This window comes from Enterobacter cloacae complex sp. 372C4 (assembly GCF_050030615.1).
GTDB classification, from domain to species: Bacteria; Pseudomonadota; Gammaproteobacteria; order Enterobacterales; family Enterobacteriaceae; genus Enterobacter; species Enterobacter intestinihominis.
The window spans coordinates 1281618-1297143 of record NZ_JBLGUQ010000001.1; the positions used below are offsets into that span (position 1 = coordinate 1281618).

A 15526-nucleotide genomic window follows, 5' to 3' on the forward strand; every position below is an offset into this window, starting at 1 on the left:
CGGCAAAACAGGCGGCAGGGGCTTACTCCCCCTGCTGCTCCAGCGCATATTTATACAGCGCATTTTTCTTCACGCCGTGGATCTCCGCCGCCAGCGCCGCCGCTTTTTTCAGGGGGAGTTCAGCCTGTAGCAGGGCCAGCGTACGCAGCGCATCGGCAGGCAGGGCGTCTTCCTGCGCTTTATGCCCTTCGACAATCAGCACCATTTCGCCCTTGCGGCGGTTCTCATCCTCTTTCACCCACGCCAGCAGTTCGCCAACCGGCGCGCCGTGAATGGTTTCCCAGGTTTTGGTCAGCTCGCGCGCCAGCACCACGTAGCGGGATTCGCCCCAGACGGTAATCATATCGTCCAGGCTTTCCAGCAGGCGGTGGGTTGATTCGTAAAAAATCAGGGTACGCGGCTCTGCTTCCAGATCCTTTAACACGTCGCGACGGCCTTTGGATTTAGCAGGCAGGAAACCTTCGTAGCAGAAACGATCGGACGGCAGGCCCGCCGCACTTAATGCGGCAATAGCAGCACACGGCCCCGGCAGCGGCACAACGCGGATCCCTGCTTCACGGCAGGTGCGCACCAGATGGTAACCCGGATCGTTGATAAGCGGCGTACCCGCATCGGAGACCAGCGCGATGTTCTGCCCTTCTTTCAGCTTCGCCACCAGCGTTTCGGCTTTTTGTTGCTCATTGTGATCGTGCAGGGCAAACAAACGGGCGTTAATGGCAAAGTGCTGCAGCAGTAAACCGGTATGACGGGTGTCTTCAGCAGCAATTAAATCAACAGCTTGCAATACAGTGAGTGCACGTTGGGTAATATCAGACAAATTCCCGATAGGAGTAGGTACAATATAAAGCTGGCCTTGAGAATTATCTGCCGTTTCGTGTTGTTTCATTGTTTCGTCCGTATTGCCGATTTAATATTGAGCATTGCGTAAAAAAATCACTGGATACAGTATGGTACCGTTAACGTTTCTTCGTAAAAAAGCCGCGCACAGCGTGCCCCTCCTGCTGGCAGCCCTGATCTTTACAGGCTGCGGCACTCAGGCACCCGACCAGAGCACTGCTCATATGCAGGGATCCGCTCAGGCTGATTCTGGCTTTTATCTGCAACAAATGTCGCAGAGTTCAAATGATACCAGGATCAACTGGCAATTACTCGCCATTCGTGCACTGCTGAAGGAAGGAAAAACCCAGCAGGCCGCCGAGCTGTTCAACCAGCTGCCGCAGGATCTTAACGACGATCAGCACCATGAGCAGACGCTGCTGTCGGCAGAACTGAAGGTCGCGCAGAAAGATTTCGACGGCGCGAAGAAGATCCTCGGCACTATCGAACTGAGCGCGCTGGATAAGAATCAGCAGGCCCGTTTCTGGCAGGCCGGTATCACCGCTGAGCAGGGTCGCCCCTCCCTGACGCTTCTCCGCGCGCTGATTGCCCAGGAGCCTCTGCTTGCGGGTGCGGACAAGCAGAAAAATATTGACGCAACCTGGCAGGCACTCGCCTCCATGACCCAGGATCAGGCCAGAGCGCTGGTGATCAACGCCGATGAAAATGTCCTGCAAGGCTGGCTGGATCTGCAACAGATGTGGTTCAACAACCGCAGCGATCCGAACATGCTGAAAGCCGGCATTACCGACTGGCAAAAGCGCTACCCGCAAAACCCGGGAGCAAAAATGCTGCCAACGCAGCTGGTGAACGTGCAAAACTTTAAGCCCGCCTCCACCAGCAAAATCGCCCTGCTGCTGCCGTTAAACGGCCAGGCAGCGGTGTTTGGCCGCGCCATTCAGCAAGGTTTTGAAGCCGCGAAAAACGGCACTACCGCCGTCACCGGCAGCGCCGTTCCGGCGCAGGCAGCACAGGCGGCGAATGTGAATGACGTCGTCAGTCCGTCAGCCGCCGAAACCAGCGACCTGACCACCGCGCAAACCCCTGCCCAGGGCACCATGCAGAATCCGGTTACCGCCCCAACGACGCAACCCGCTACCTCAGCGCCTGCGGCAACACAGGCCCCGGCTGAAACTCCGGCGCCCGCGACGGCAGAACAACCTCAGCCGCAAACCGCGCAGCCAGAACAGCAGCCAGCATCCCAGCCGCAGGCTGTGGCCACCACCAGCGCTAACCCTGGTGCAGAGTTGAAAATCTACGACACCAGCGCCCAGCCGCTTGACCAGGTGCTGGCGCAGGTTCAGCAGGACGGGGCCAGCATCGTTGTCGGCCCGCTGTTGAAAAACAACGTGGAAGCGCTGATGAAGAGCAACACCACGCTGAACGTGCTGGCGCTTAACCAGCCTGAGCAGGTTCAGAACCGCGCCAATATCTGTTACTTCGCCCTCTCTCCGGAGGATGAAGCCCGCGATGCGGCCCGTCATATCCACGAGCAGGGCAAACAGGCGCCGCTGCTGCTGATCCCACGCAGCACGCTGGGCGACCGCGTTGCCAACGCCTTTGCGCAAGAGTGGCAGACCCTTGGCGGTGGCGTGGTGTTGCAGCAGAAATTTGGCTCAGCTTCCGAACTGAGAGCGGGTGTGAACGGCGGGGCAGGTATTGCCCTCAACGGTAGCCCGGTATCCGCCAGCCTGCCGCAGCAGCAGAGCGTCACCATCGGCGGTCTGACGATCCCAGCCCCCCCTACCGACGCGCAAATCAGCGGCGGCGGTAAAGTGGATTCGGCATACATCGTCGCTACGCCGGAAGAGATCGCCTTTATCAAACCAATGATCGCCATGCGTAACGGCAGCCAGAGCGGCGCAACGCTCTACGCCAGCTCCCGCAGCGCACAGGGTACCGCAGGCCCGGATTTCCGTCTGGAAATGGAAGGACTGCAATACAGCGAGATCCCTATGCTGGCAGGCAGCAACCCGCAGTTGATGCAGCAGGCGCTGGGCGCGGTGCGCAATGATTATTCCCTGGCGCGTTTGTACGCGATGGGCGTCGATGCCTGGGCGCTGGCAAACCACTTTACCCAGATGCGCCAGGTACCGGGCTTTGAGCTTAACGGGAATACCGGCGATCTGACCGCCGATCAGGATTGTGTGATTAACAGGAAGTTATCATGGCTCAAATACCAGCAGGGGCAGATCGTCCCGGCCAGTTAAGCCGCAAAGAGACCGGCGACGCGTGGGAGCTAAAAGCGCGCCGCTGGCTTGAAGGCAAAGGACTGCGCTTTGTCGCCGCCAACGTTCGCGGGCGCGGCGGCGAGATTGACCTGATCATGAAAGACGGTCAAACCATCGTGTTTGTTGAAGTACGCTACCGACAGTCGTCCCGTTTTGGCGGTGCTGCCGCCAGCGTGACGCTCGCCAAACAACAAAAATTATTACAGACTGCCCACTTGTGGCTTGCCCGCCATAATGGGAGTTTTGATACTGTGGATTGCCGTTTCGATGTGGTAGCCTTCACCGGAAATGCGATCGACTGGCTTAAAAACGCGTTTGGCGAAGACGCATAAATAAGATTTTAAAGGGATACCGTGCTCGAACGAATAAAAGTGTGCTTCACAGAAAGCATTCAAACGCAGATTGCCGCAGCGGAAGCCCTTCCGGACGCGATCTCGCGTGCAGCGATGACGCTGGTTCAGTCGCTGCTCAACGGCAACAAAATCCTCTGTTGTGGCAATGGCACGTCCGCCGCCAACGCACAGCATTTTGCTGCCAGCATGATCAATCGCTTCGAAACCGAGCGACCGAGTTTACCAGCCATTGCACTAAACACCGATAACGTGGTCTTAACTGCGATTGCCAACGATCGTCTGCATGACGAAATTTACGCCAAGCAGGTGCGCGCCTTAGGCCATGCCGGAGACGTGCTGCTGGCGATCTCCACGCGCGGTAACAGCCGGGATATCGTTAAGGCGGTTGAAGCGGCAGTAACCCGGGACATGACGATTGTCGCCCTGACCGGTTACGACGGCGGTGAGCTGGCTGGCCTGCTGGGGCCGCAGGATGTGGAAATCCGCATTCCTTCGCACCGTAGCGCCCGCATCCAGGAGATGCATATGCTCACGGTGAACTGCTTATGCGATCTGATCGATAACACGCTTTTCCCTCACCAGGATGATTAAGGAGTTCTCATGAAGGTTTTATCGGCCCTTGCAGTCGTGATGTCTGCATTACTGCTTCAGGGATGCATCGCTGCCGCTGTAGTCGGTACCGCAGCGGTCGGCACCAAAGCAGCGACCGATCCGCGTACCGTTGGGACGCAGGTGGATGACGGTACGCTTGAGCTGCGCGTAAACAGTGCGCTGTCGAAAGACGAACAGATCAAGAAAGAAGCACGCATTAACGTGACGGCTTATCAGGGCAAAGTTCTGCTGGCAGGCCAGGCGCCAACCCCTGAACTCGCCTCGCGCGCCAAACAGATCGCGATGGGCGTAGAAGGTACGGCGGAAGTGTTTAACGAGATCCGTCAGGGCCAGCCGATTGGTCTCGGCACCGCGTCATCTGATACCTGGATCACCACCAAAGTGCGTTCCCAGCTGCTGGGTACCGACCAGGTGAAATCCTCAAACGTGAAAGTAACCACGGAGAACGGCGAAGTGTTCCTGCTGGGCCTGGTGACAGAACGTGAAGGGAAAGCGGCGGCGGATATCGCCAGCCGGGTGAGCGGCGTGAAGCACGTCACCACCGCCTTTACTTATATCAAGTAATTCACACCTGACTGTAAGCCCGGTAAGCGCCAGCGCCACCGGGCTTTCTTTCACACCAGCGCCATACTCCCCACAATCACTCCGCTCAACGCCACCAGCCCCGCCGTCAGCCACAGCGCTTTCGCCGGGAATGACTTACGCAGCATGATCAGCGACGGCAGGCTCACCGCCGGCAGCGTGATGAGCAGCGCCAGCGCCGGTGCGGTACCCATGCCAGCCATCATCATGGTCTGAATAATCGGGATCTCCGCCGCGGTTGGGATCACAAACAGGCAACCGGCCACCGCCATCGCAATCACCCACATCAGCGTATTGTCGATAGCGCCATCCGCATGCGGGAACAGCCAGACGCGCGCCGCCCCGAGCACCAGTACGGCCAGGATATAGACCGGGATTGTGCTCCAGAAAAGCTGCCACAGCGCTTTGCCCCAGCGAGCTAAGAAACTGCCCTGCGGATCGCTGAGGTCCAGCTCAACGGAGGCAGGCCCGGCCTCGTTGTCTTTCACCAGGTGCTGCACCAGCGTAGCGACAAGCACCACCGTCAGCAGGCCAGCCGCCAGACGGATAAACGCGAAATGCCAGCCGAGAACGAAGCCCATAAACACCAGCGTTGCCGGGTTCAGCAGGGGGTTACCCATCCAGAAGGCAAGCGCGCCGCCCATCGACACGCGCTGTCGGCGCATACCCGCCGCCACCGGTGCAGCGCAGCAGGAGCACATCATGCCCGGCAGGGAGAAAATCGTTCCCAGCAGCGTGCCCTGCAAGCGCGGTTGTCCCAGGGTTTTTATCAGCCAGTTACGCGGGATAAGTACCTGAATCAGCGAGCCCAGCAATACGCCCAATACCGCCGCTTTCCAGACGGCAAGAAAATAGACCATTGCGTAATCCCACGCCGCGCGAAGCGGGCTGGAATCGGCCTGCGCGAGAATCGATTTACCGATGCTGTGGGTGTCGGCGGCGGTGAAGGCTTTACCGTAGTACGGCTGCCATTTCACATACCAGAGGCCAATGATGACCACGAGAAAGAAGAGTGCGGGCTTCCACCACTGAACAGGTGTTGCCGCCTGAGATGAAGACTGACCAGTCATACCATTCCCCGGAAGGTGTTATTTAATAAGCCGGGGAAGTTTACGCCTCGCCCTGCGCGATTTCACGCAGTTTTGCCGAAGGGATAATATTAACCCCCTCTTGCGACGGAGCCAGTGCCTCTTTCAGCATCGCCTGCGCGACATCCCGCGCCTCGATGGACTTCCAGTTACCTGGCAGGATGCGAAACAGCGGAGCGAAAAAAGACTCGTTAAAACGCCGTTCGTCGCGGTGGCCCATCAGCATGGAAGGCCGCACGATGGTCAGGCGCTCCCATTGCTGCGCGATTAACGCCTCTTCCATTTTGCCCTTCACCTGGTTGTAAAAAAACGGCGAGCCTGCGTTCGCGCCGTGCGCGCTGACCACCAGGAAATGCTTAGCACCCAGCTTTTTGGCCGTCAGGGCGGTATCTACCACCAGCGTGTAATCTGCATGGACAAAGGCTTCCTTACTGCCCGCTTCCCGTCGGGTGGTGCCAAGGCAGCAAAAGGCGATATCAATGGGATCCTGCACCTGCGCCAGCGCGTCGGTAAGCTGGGGATCGTGCGGGTTATAGACGCCGGTGATATCCAACAGCGGGCGACGCGTCGGGGCGGCGATATAGTTGATATGCCGATCCTGGATCAGCAGCCGCAGCAGATGTCCACCCACCAGCCCGGTTGCGCCGGTAATCAGTACCTGACTCATCTTGTCCCCTTTACAGAATTGTCCGTTTGCGATCTGGGCCTGCTCTACCACACTTAAAAGTCTGTTACCGGTAAGTATTTACCACAAACGGGAAAAAAACAGTCTGAAGCGAAAACAACGGAGGAAGCATGGGTAAAAAAATCGCAGTCTTGATTACCGACGAGTTTGAAGATTCAGAATTTACGTCGCCAGCAGAGGCATTCCGCAAGGCGGGCCACGAGGTGGTCACCATCGAAAAAGAAGCGGGTAAAACCGTGAAGGGCCACAAGGGTGAAGCCAGCGTGACCATTGACGAATCCATTGATAACGTCAGCCCGTCGGATTTCGACGCCCTGCTGTTACCGGGCGGCCATTCACCGGATTCCCTGCGCGGGGACGAGCGTTTCGTCACCTTTACCCGTGACTTCGTCGGCACCGGTAAACCGGTGTTTGCCATTTGCCACGGTCCGCAGCTGCTGATCAGCGCCGAGGTGGTACGCGGGCGTAAGCTCACCGCGGTGAAACCGATCGTTATCGATCTGAAAAACGCCGGTGCCGAGTTCTACGATCAGGAAGTGGTGAACGATAACGATCAGCTGATCACCAGCCGTACGCCGGACGATCTTCCAGCGTTTAACCGCGAAGCGCTACGCCTGCTCGGTGCGTAACCAGTGCAGCTTCTTGCCAAAGCCCAGGGTGTTGTCGGTAAATTTCAGCTCATCGAGGCGGATTTCCCACACCGGGGCTTTTAGCGCTGCGGCCACCGGGAAGCGGCGCGTATAGCGTTTACGCTGGGCGTCGCTTTCCTCACCTTCCAGGCGACGAATTTCGCCTTTGAACTGGACCCCGCGGATCAGCGCAACGGTTTTAGGCTGACCATTTACCGTGCCCGCCACTTTTGCCTGTTGGCCCGTCATCTGCGCATGCCGCGTTTTGTCTTCGCTCATCACGTAAAAGGCCACGCGCTCGGGATCGTAGTAATAAAAGGCATTTGCGCACCACATCTCCTCGTCTTTACAGACGCACCAGGTCACAACATGCTGCTTTGCCAGCCAGCGGTTAATGGCGGCCAGTGTTTCCATTTTCGCTCTCTCTCATGCTATGGTGCGTTCACCTTAACATACTGAATCTGTTTACCGTGTGCTGGTTTCTCTATCTTGTCCGAACCCCTGATAACGCACTCTACACCGGGATCACTACCGATGTGGCACGGCGTTTTTTACAACATCAAACGGGAAAAGGGGCGAAAGCACTGCGGGGGAAAGGTGAACTTCAGCTGGCGTTTTCAGCCGCCGTGGGCGACAGATCCCTGGCGCTCAGGCTGGAATACCGCATCAAGCAGCTGACGAAGCGCCAGAAAGAGCGTCTCGTCAACGGGGACGGCTCTTTCGAGGCGCTACGCGAAAGCCTGCTTAAAAACGATTGAAATGATCGTGGTACTCCACCAGACCGGTAACCCCATCGAGCGAATCGTCCGCCAGAGGATGTACCAGGAAAGATGTTTCCGTGCCTGGCCAGTGGCAGCGCAGATCGTATCTGGACGCTGGCTCAAAGCCTAAACGCTCGTAGAACGCCGGATCGCCCAGAACGACGACAGCGGCATAGCCGAATTCATTCAGGGAATCCAGCCCTTCATAGACCAGCTGGCGTGCCAGGCCCTGTCCACGGTAGTTTTCATCCACCGCCAGCGGCGCCATGCCGACCCACTGTAACTCTTCGCCCTGCACAATCACCGGACTGAACGCCACGTAGCCGACCACCTGCCCCTCATCGTCGGTGGCAACCAGGCCCAGCGTAATCAGGCCATCTTCGCGAAGATCGTGAACCAGTTGAGCTTCGGCGTCGCCTGCAAAAGAGCGGCGTAACAACGCATCGATACCCGGCGCATCAATCCCAATTTCGACTCGAATCAGCATGGTTCACCTACTGAAGTGTGTTTACTGTCCGGCGGGGTTTTTAGCCCGGCCTCAACGAAATCTGCCATTTGCATCAACATCATACGCAGCGCTTTCGGCATCTGCTCCAGCTCAATGGCATCCATTAAATTTTTGACGTACAGACCGAGCTCCGTGTCGCCTTCAATCACCAGACGACGCTGGAAGAAGAGGGTGTCCGGATCCTGTTTGCGCGCGGCGATCATCAGCAGATCGCTGGCATCCGCGCTAAAGCTGACATCCGCCTCGGCGGTTTCACGGACGATCAGCCGATCGTTTTCAACGGAAGTAAACCAGCGCAACCCGATATCGCGTACTTCAATCTTTAACCAGCGGCCTTCCAGAAACTCAAGCTCACCGTCCTGTAGCGCCTGGCGGAACTGCCAGCTCAGTACCTGTTCCAGCACCTGGCGTTTAAGCGCGAACGGCGCCAGTTTTACCGGCACGCTCAGCATTGATGGGCCAAATTGTACGAGACGTGAACGCAGTTTATCCAGCACGAGCTTTACTCCCTGATAGCTATAGTCCTGCTATTTTGCCATATCCCGACAAGAAGATAGCGGCGTAAATCAACAAACCGTTGTCCGGTATACCTCATTATTGGTGCCATCAATACGCCATTAGCTGCCTTAAATCAAAAATTGTCGCGTATGGGTTAATTAAAATCCCAGCTCGTTAACATTTTTTACGATCCCTGCGATCGACAACATCGGGATAAATTATGGAGCTGCTCTGCCCTGCCGGAAACCTTCCGGCGCTTAAGGCGGCCATCGAAAATGGGGCCGATGCGGTCTATATCGGGCTGAAAGATGATACCAATGCCCGCCATTTTGCGGGTCTTAACTTTACGGAGAAAAAGCTTCAGGAAGCCGTTAACTTCGTTCACCAGCACCGGCGCAAACTGCACATCGCCATCAATACCTTTGTCCATCCTGATGGCTACGCCCGCTGGCAGCGCGCCGTGGATATGGCGGCCCAGCTGGGCGCCGATGCGTTGATCCTGGCCGACCTCGCTATGCTTGAGTATGCGGCAGAACGTTATCCGCATATTGAGCGCCACGTCTCTGTTCAGGCATCGGCCACCAATGAAGAGGCCGTGCGTTTTTATCATCGACACTTTGACGTGGCTCGCGTGGTGCTGCCGCGCGTGCTCTCTATTCATCAGGTTAAGCAACTGGCGCGCGTCACGCCAGTGCCGCTGGAGGTTTTTGCCTTCGGCAGCCTGTGCATCATGGCCGAAGGCCGCTGCTATCTTTCTTCCTATCTCACCGGGGAATCGCCAAATACCGTCGGCGCCTGCTCGCCTGCCCGCTTCGTTCGCTGGCAGCAAACGCCGCAGGGGCTGGAGTCGCGCCTGAATAACGTGTTAATCGACCGCTATCAGGACGGTGAAAACGCGGGCTACCCGACGCTGTGCAAAGGCCGCTATCTGGTGGACGGCGAGCGCTACCACGCGCTGGAGGAGCCCACCAGCCTCAACACGCTGGAGCTGCTGCCGGAACTGCTGGCCGCCAACATTGCCTCGGTGAAAATCGAAGGCCGCCAGCGTAGCCCGGCCTACGTGAGCCAGGTGGCGAAGGTGTGGCGTCAGGCCATCGACCGCTGCATGGCGGACCCGCAAAACTACGCCCCGCAGGCGGCCTGGATGGAGACGCTCGGCGCGATGTCCGAAGGCACGCAAACCACGCTCGGCGCGTATCACCGTAAATGGCAGTGAGATAATCATGAAATATTCATTAGGGCCGGTGCTTTACTACTGGCCAAAAGAGATGCTGGAAGATTTTTACCAGCAGGCGGCTAACAGCAGCGCCGATGTGATTTACCTCGGCGAAGCGGTGTGCAGCAAGCGCCGTGCCACCAAAGTGGGCGACTGGCTGGATATGGCGAAAAGCCTGGCCGGCAGCGGCAAGCAGGTGGTGCTCTCGACGCTGGCGCTGGTGCAGGCGTCCTCTGAACTGGGCGAGCTGAAGCGCTACGTCGAAAACGGTGAGTTCCTGCTGGAGGCGAGCGACCTGGGCGTGGTGAACATGTGCGCCGAGCGTAAGCTGCCGTTTGTCGCCGGACATGCGCTGAACTGCTATAACGCGGTGACCTTGCGCCTGCTGCTCAAACAGGGGATGACACGCTGGTGCATGCCGGTTGAGCTCTCCCGCGACTGGCTGGTCAACCTGCTAAATCAGTGTGACGAGCTGGGCATTCGCAATCAGTTTGAAGTCGAAGTGCTGAGCTACGGCCATCTGCCGCTGGCCTACTCTGCCCGCTGCTTCACCGCGCGTTCCGAAGATCGCCCGAAAGACGAGTGTGAAACCTGCTGCATTAAGTACCCGAACGGACGCAGCATGCTGTCGCAGGAGAATCAGCAGGTGTTTGTCCTCAACGGCATTCAGACTATGAGCGGTTACGTCTATAACCTCGGCAATGAGCTGGCGTCAATGCATGGGCTGGTGGATATGGTGCGTCTTTCGCCGCTCGATACCGGCGTGTTCGCCATGCTGGACGCCTTCCGCACCAACGAAAACGGCGCCTCGCCGCTGCCGCTGACGGCAAACAGCGACTGCAACGGTTACTGGAAACGTCTCGCCGGGCTGGAATTGCAGGGGTAAAAAAGCTCACTTTGTTAACAACGGTTATCATTTTTTAATGCAGTATTAAAGATTGACCGTCGACAAAGTGAGCTGTTATGACTGACAAAACCATTCCGTTTTCGGTGCTGGATCTGGCACCGATTCCACAAGGCTCCTCGGCAAGAGAAGCCTTTTCGCACTCTCTGGATCTGGCTCAGCTTGCCGAAAAACGTGGCTATCACCGCTACTGGCTGGCGGAGCACCATAATATGGTGGGCATCGCCAGCGCTGCCACCTCAGTGCTGATTGGCTATCTGGCGGCGAATACCACTACTTTGCACCTTGGCTCCGGTGGCGTGATGCTGCCGAACCATGCCCCGCTGGTGATTGCCGAGCAGTTTGGCACCCTGAATACACTCTACCCCGGTCGCATTGATTTGGGTCTTGGCCGCGCGCCGGGCAGCGACCAGCCGACCATGCGCGCCCTGCGTCGCCATATGAGCGGCGATATCGACAACTTCCCGCGTGATGTAGCGGAGCTGGTAGACTGGTTCGATGCGAGCGATCCTAACCCGCACGTGCGCCCGGTGCCGGGCTACGGCGAGAAAATCCCGGTGTGGCTGTTAGGCTCAAGTCTGTACAGCGCACAGCTTGCCGCACAGCTGGGGCTGCCGTTCGCGTTCGCTTCCCACTTCGCACCGGATATGCTGCATCAGGCTCTGCATCTCTACCGCACAAACTTCAAGCCTTCCGAGCGTCTTGAGAAGCCGTATGCGATGGTGTGCATCAATATCATTGCCGCCGACAGCAACCGCGACGCGGAATTCCTGTTTACCTCCATGCAGCAGGCGTTTGTGAAGCTGCGTCGCGGCGAGACGGGCCAGTTGCCACCACCGGTAGAAAATATGCATCAGCTGTGGTCGGCCTCCGAGCAGTATGGCGTGCAGCAGGCCCTGAGCATGTCGCTGGTGGGTGATAAGGCGAAGGTGCGTCACGGTCTGGCGGCAGTGCTACGAGAAACGCAGGCGGATGAAATTATGGTCAACGGCCAGATTTTCGATCATCAGGCGCGTTTGCATTCATTTGATCTGGCGATGCAGGTGAAAGAGGAGTTGGTGGGGTAGTTTTTTGCCGGATGGCGGCTTCGCCTTATCCGGCCTACGCGATCCCTGTAGGCCCGGTAAGCGTAGCGCCACCGGGCTTTCTGTTTACTGATACACAGGCAACAGATTAAAACTCGACAGCATGTGCACCACCGCGTTGCCGATACCAAATACCAGGATCAGCGCAATCATCGGTTTTCCGCCCCAGACGCGGAATTTCGGGCTGCCGAAGCGCTTACGTGATTTACGCGCCAGCAGCGCCGGTACAATCGCCGCCCAGATGGTAGCCGCCAGTCCTGCATAGCCGATGGCGTACAGGAAACCGTTCGGCCACAGCAGGCCGCCCACAATCGGCGGCAGGAAGGTCAACAGCGCCGTTTTGAAGCGCCCCATCGCAGAGTCATCAAAACCAAACAGATCTGCCAGGTAGTCAAACAGGCCCAGCGTCACGCCGAGAAATGAGCTCGCCACCGCAAAGTTAGAGAAGACCACCAGAAGCAGATCCAGACTGCGACTGTTCAGCACGCCACTCAGCGCCTGTACCAGCACATCAATGTTACCGCCCTTCTGCGCAATGCCGATAAATTCTGGACGCGGGATGTTACCCATCGTCCCCAGCAGCCAGATCACATACAGCCCCAGCGCCAGCAGCGTGCCGTAAATCAGGCATTTCACGATGGTGCGCGGATCCTTGCCGTAGTACTTCATCAGGCTCGGTACGTTGCCGTGGTAGCCGAACGACGCCAGACAGAATGGCAACGTCATAAGCAGGTATGGCGTGTAGGAAGTGTTCACTTCCGCAACGTTAAACAGCGTGGCCGGCGTGACGTGCCCCAGCAGGCTGCCGAAGGTCAGGAAGAAGGTGATGACCTTGGCGCCCAGCACGATCGCCGTCATGCGGCTGACCGCTTTGGTACTCATCCAGACGATAAACGCCACGCCCAGCGCGAAGCAGAGACCCGCCAGACGCGCCGGAACGTTCAGCGACATCTCGGAGAAGGTGTGATGCAGAATCGACCCGCTCGCTGAAATGTACGCGTAGGTCAGGATATAGAGTACAAACGCGATGGACAACCCGTTCACCAGGTTCCAGCCTTTGCCCAGCAGATCTCGGGTGATGGTGTCGAAGCTGGAGCCAATGCGGTAGTTCAGGTTTGCTTCAAGGATCATCAGCCCGGAATGGAGCATGCAGAACCAGGTGAAAACCAGCGCCGCCAGCGACCAGAAGAACCACGCACCGGACATAACCACTGGCAGGGAGAACATCCCGGCACCAATAATGGTTCCGCCGATGATCACCACGCCGCCAAGCAGCGAAGGTGACGTTTGGGTGGTGGTTAGTGTTGCCATGCGGCCTTATCTCCAGTCAAAAATGTGGTGTGCATTTTAATGTGACGCACTGTACCAGTACAAGAGTACAAAAGGAATAAAAAAAGCCCCGATAACAACTATCGGGGCTGTATATTTTACTTTACGTCAAAAGCGAAAAGGCTTACGCGTCACCGAAACGACGACGGCTGGTGCCTTCTTCGCGGCGTGGGCCACGATTTTCACGGCGCTCGCCGGAGAAACGACGAGGTTCGCCAGTGCGACCTTCGCTACGACCGCCTTCACGACGCTCGCCACCGAAGCTGCGACCACCGCCACGGCGTTCGCCACCGCGGTCAGAGCGAGGCTGTGCATCACCCATCAGTTGCATGTTCATTGGCTTGTTCAGAATGCGGGTGCGCGTAAAGTGCTGCAGTACTTCGCCCGGCATGCCTTTTGGCAGCTCGATCGTTGAGTGTGAACCGAACAGCTTGATGTTACCGATGTAACGGCTGCTGATGTCGCCTTCATTAGCGATCGCGCCAACGATGTGACGAACTTCAACACCATCATCACGGCCCACTTCAATGCGATACAGTTCCATTTCGCCAGCGTCACGACGCTCGCGACGTGGACGGTCTTCACCACCACGCTCTGGACGGTCACCGCGTGGACCACGGTCGTTACGGTCGCCACGACGTTCGAAACGATCGTCACGGTCACGGAACTCACGCTTAGGACGCATCGGTGCATCAGGTGGCACGATCAGGCTACGTTCGCCCTGCGCCATTTTCAGCAGTGCTGCGGCCAGAGTTTCCATATCCAGCTCTTCGCCTTCAGCGACAGGCTGGATCTGGGACAGCAGCGCACGGTACTGATCCAGATCGCTGCTTTCCAGCTGCTGCTGTACTTTCGCGGCGAATTTTTCCAGACGGCGTTTGCCCAGCAGTTCTGCGTTTGGCAGCTCAGCTTCTGGAATGGTCAGCTTCATGGTGCGTTCAATGTTACGCAGCAGACGACGCTCGCGGTTCTCAACGAACAGCAGCGCACGGCCCGCACGACCCGCACGACCGGTACGGCCGATACGGTGAACGTAAGACTCGGAGTCCATTGGGATATCGTAGTTTACAACCAGGCTGATACGCTCAACGTCCAGACCACGTGCTGCCACGTCGGTTGCAATCAGGATATCCAGACGACCGTCTTTCAGACGCTCCAGAGTCTGCTCACGCAGCGCCTGGTTCATGTCGCCGTTCAGCGCTGCGCTGTTGTAGCCGCTACGCTCCAGCGCTTCAGCCACTTCCAGGGTCGCGTTTTTGGTACGTACGAAGATAATCGCCGCATCAAAATCTTCCGCTTCCAGGAAACGGACCAGCGCTTCGTTTTTGCGCATGCCGTATACAGACCAGTAGCTCTGGCTGATGTCCGGGCGAGTGGTCACGCTAGACTGAATACGCACTTCCTGCGGCTCTTTCATGAAGCGGCGGGTAATGCGACGGATCGCTTCTGGCATGGTTGCAGAGAACAGAGCGGTCTGATGACCTTCCGGGATCTGCGCCATGATGGTTTCAACGTCTTCGATGAAGCCCATACGCAGCATTTCATCTGCTTCATCCAGTACCAGGCCGCTCAGCTTAGAGAGGTCCAGGGTACCGCGCTTCAGGTGATCCAGCAGACGGCCCGGCGTACCGACAACAATCTGTGGGCCCTGGCGCAGGGCGCGTAACTGCACGTCATAACGCTGGCCGCCGTACAGGGCTACCACGTTTACGCCGCGCATATGTTTAGAGAATTCCGTCATTGCTTCAGCAACCTGAACAGCCAGTTCACGGGTTGGAGCCAGGACGAGGATCTGCGGTGCACGCAGGTCCGGATCAATGTTGTTCAGCAGCGGCAGCGAGAATGCTGCGGTTTTACCGCTACCGGTCTGGGCCATGCCCAGCACGTCACGACCAGAAAGCAGGTGTGGGATACACTCAGCCTGGATCGGAGATGGTTTTTCGTAACCCAGATCGTTAAGGGCTTCAAGGATAGGAGCCTTCAGGCCCAGATCTGCAAAAGTGGTTTCGAATTCAGCCATGTAGTACAAGTGCCTCGATATTAATGGCGGCCAGTCTACTTAGCTCATCGTGAAAATGATTAGCAATTTTCATTGAAAAGTGTGAACCGGCTCAAATTAGGTGTATTGACGAACAACAACGCCCTCACCAGTGAAGGTGATGGCAATCA

18 protein-coding genes are annotated in these 15526 nt (G+C 57.5%); 9 read left to right on the plus strand and 9 right to left on the minus strand.

The genetic code is table 11. From position 1 onward, the window contains the following. Positions 1 to 22: 22 nt before the first annotated feature. Entirely contained in the window at positions 23 to 886 is an 864-nt protein-coding gene (gene rsmI / locus ACQG11_RS06110; RefSeq protein ID WP_426728254.1) for a 16S rRNA (cytidine(1402)-2'-O)-methyltransferase, read from the minus strand. Between the two features lie 61 nt (positions 887 to 947). On the opposite strand from rsmI, the gene ACQG11_RS06115 reads away from it, so the two are divergent. Genes ACQG11_RS06115 through dolP form a run of 4 tightly spaced genes read left to right on the plus strand, consistent with a single transcriptional unit; the run spans position 948 to position 4636 of the window. Next, positions 948 to 3086: a penicillin-binding protein activator gene (locus tag ACQG11_RS06115; protein WP_426728255.1), complete on the plus strand. Its 2139-nt coding sequence runs from the start codon at positions 948 to 950 to the stop codon at positions 3084 to 3086. Then, positions 3044 to 3439 carry a YraN family protein gene (locus ACQG11_RS06120; RefSeq protein WP_022649504.1) on the plus strand — a complete coding sequence of 132 codons (396 nt, stop codon included), beginning with the start codon at positions 3044 to 3046 and terminating at the stop codon, positions 3437 to 3439. Before ACQG11_RS06115 ends, ACQG11_RS06120 begins: the two co-directional genes overlap by 43 nt. 21 nt (positions 3440 to 3460) lie before the next feature. Beyond that, a complete protein-coding gene (gene diaA / locus ACQG11_RS06125) occupies positions 3461 to 4051 on the plus strand; it encodes a DnaA initiator-associating protein DiaA (protein WP_003861754.1) in 591 nt (196 codons plus the stop codon). A 9-nt stretch (positions 4052 to 4060) separates the two neighbouring features. Then, the gene (gene dolP / locus ACQG11_RS06130; protein ID WP_022649505.1) at positions 4061 to 4636 is read left to right on the plus strand and encodes a division/outer membrane stress-associated lipid-binding lipoprotein; all 576 of its coding nucleotides are present in this window, start codon (positions 4061 to 4063) and stop codon (positions 4634 to 4636) included. 50 nt (positions 4637 to 4686) lie between these two features. Here dolP and ACQG11_RS06135 read toward each other — a convergent pair whose 3' ends face one another. Together ACQG11_RS06135 and ACQG11_RS06140 are read right to left on the minus strand one after the other, a co-directional pair. Then, positions 4687 to 5724, minus strand: a complete 1038-nt coding sequence (locus ACQG11_RS06135; RefSeq protein WP_023307055.1) for a permease — start codon at positions 5722 to 5724, stop codon at positions 4687 to 4689. A 40-nt stretch (positions 5725 to 5764) separates the two neighbouring features. Beyond that, positions 5765 to 6409, minus strand: coding sequence for an NAD(P)H-binding protein (locus ACQG11_RS06140; protein ID WP_022649507.1), 645 nt, complete (start codon positions 6407 to 6409; stop codon positions 5765 to 5767). Positions 6410 to 6537: 128 nt separating this feature from the next. Here ACQG11_RS06140 and ACQG11_RS06145 point away from each other — a divergent pair, with 128 nt between their 5' ends. After that, positions 6538 to 7056 (plus strand): type 1 glutamine amidotransferase domain-containing protein, encoded by a 519-nt coding sequence (locus ACQG11_RS06145; protein WP_015571965.1) that lies wholly within the window; start codon positions 6538 to 6540, stop codon positions 7054 to 7056. Here ACQG11_RS06145 and ACQG11_RS06150 read toward each other — a convergent pair. After that, positions 7036 to 7470 carry a YhbP family protein gene (locus ACQG11_RS06150; protein ID WP_022649508.1) on the minus strand — a complete coding sequence of 145 codons (435 nt, stop codon included), beginning with the start codon at positions 7468 to 7470 and terminating at the stop codon, positions 7036 to 7038. The genes ACQG11_RS06145 and ACQG11_RS06150 overlap by 21 nt on opposite strands. A 14-nt stretch (positions 7471 to 7484) precedes the next feature. Between ACQG11_RS06150 and ACQG11_RS06155 the strand changes: the two genes are divergently transcribed. Then, entirely contained in the window at positions 7485 to 7814 is a 330-nt protein-coding gene (locus tag ACQG11_RS06155) for a GIY-YIG nuclease family protein (RefSeq protein ID WP_023307056.1), read from the plus strand. Here ACQG11_RS06155 and ACQG11_RS06160 read toward each other — a convergent pair. Continuing rightward, positions 7801 to 8304: a GNAT family N-acetyltransferase gene (locus ACQG11_RS06160; RefSeq protein WP_022649509.1), complete on the minus strand. Its 504-nt coding sequence runs from the start codon at positions 8302 to 8304 to the stop codon at positions 7801 to 7803. The two genes, ACQG11_RS06155 and ACQG11_RS06160, sit on opposite strands and share 14 nt — an antisense overlap. Continuing rightward, a complete protein-coding gene (ubiT, locus tag ACQG11_RS06165; RefSeq protein ID WP_003861771.1) occupies positions 8298 to 8822 on the minus strand; it encodes a ubiquinone anaerobic biosynthesis accessory factor UbiT in 525 nt (174 codons plus the stop codon). The genes ACQG11_RS06160 and ubiT overlap by 7 nt, the downstream gene beginning before the upstream one ends. A gap of 221 nt (positions 8823 to 9043) precedes the next feature. Between ubiT and ubiU the strand changes: the two genes are divergently transcribed. From ubiU to ACQG11_RS06180, 3 genes are all read left to right on the plus strand, one after another. After that, positions 9044 to 10039: a ubiquinone anaerobic biosynthesis protein UbiU gene (gene ubiU / locus ACQG11_RS06170; protein WP_426728256.1), complete on the plus strand. Its 996-nt coding sequence runs from the start codon at positions 9044 to 9046 to the stop codon at positions 10037 to 10039. A 7-nt stretch (positions 10040 to 10046) separates the two neighbouring features. Further along, positions 10047 to 10925, plus strand: a complete 879-nt coding sequence (locus ACQG11_RS06175) for a U32 family peptidase (RefSeq protein ID WP_063924465.1) — start codon at positions 10047 to 10049, stop codon at positions 10923 to 10925. Between the two features lie 77 nt (positions 10926 to 11002). Further along, positions 11003 to 12010: a luciferase-like monooxygenase gene (locus ACQG11_RS06180; RefSeq protein WP_154051815.1), complete on the plus strand. Its 1008-nt coding sequence runs from the start codon at positions 11003 to 11005 to the stop codon at positions 12008 to 12010. A gap of 84 nt (positions 12011 to 12094) precedes the next feature. Here ACQG11_RS06180 and mtr read toward each other — a convergent pair whose 3' ends face one another. The 3 genes from mtr to yrbN form a co-directional block, all read right to left on the minus strand. Then, on the minus strand, positions 12095 to 13339 hold the full coding sequence (gene mtr, locus ACQG11_RS06185; protein WP_046620869.1) for a tryptophan permease: 1245 nt from the start codon (positions 13337 to 13339) through the stop codon (positions 12095 to 12097). 142 nt (positions 13340 to 13481) lie between these two features. After that, positions 13482 to 15377, minus strand: a complete 1896-nt coding sequence (locus tag ACQG11_RS06190; protein ID WP_022649514.1) for a DEAD/DEAH family ATP-dependent RNA helicase — start codon at positions 15375 to 15377, stop codon at positions 13482 to 13484. Then, the gene (gene yrbN / locus ACQG11_RS06195; protein WP_097397692.1) at positions 15370 to 15450 is read right to left on the minus strand and encodes a protein YrbN; all 81 of its coding nucleotides are present in this window, start codon (positions 15448 to 15450) and stop codon (positions 15370 to 15372) included. The genes ACQG11_RS06190 and yrbN overlap by 8 nt, the downstream gene beginning before the upstream one ends. Positions 15451 to 15526: the final 76 nt, after the last annotated feature.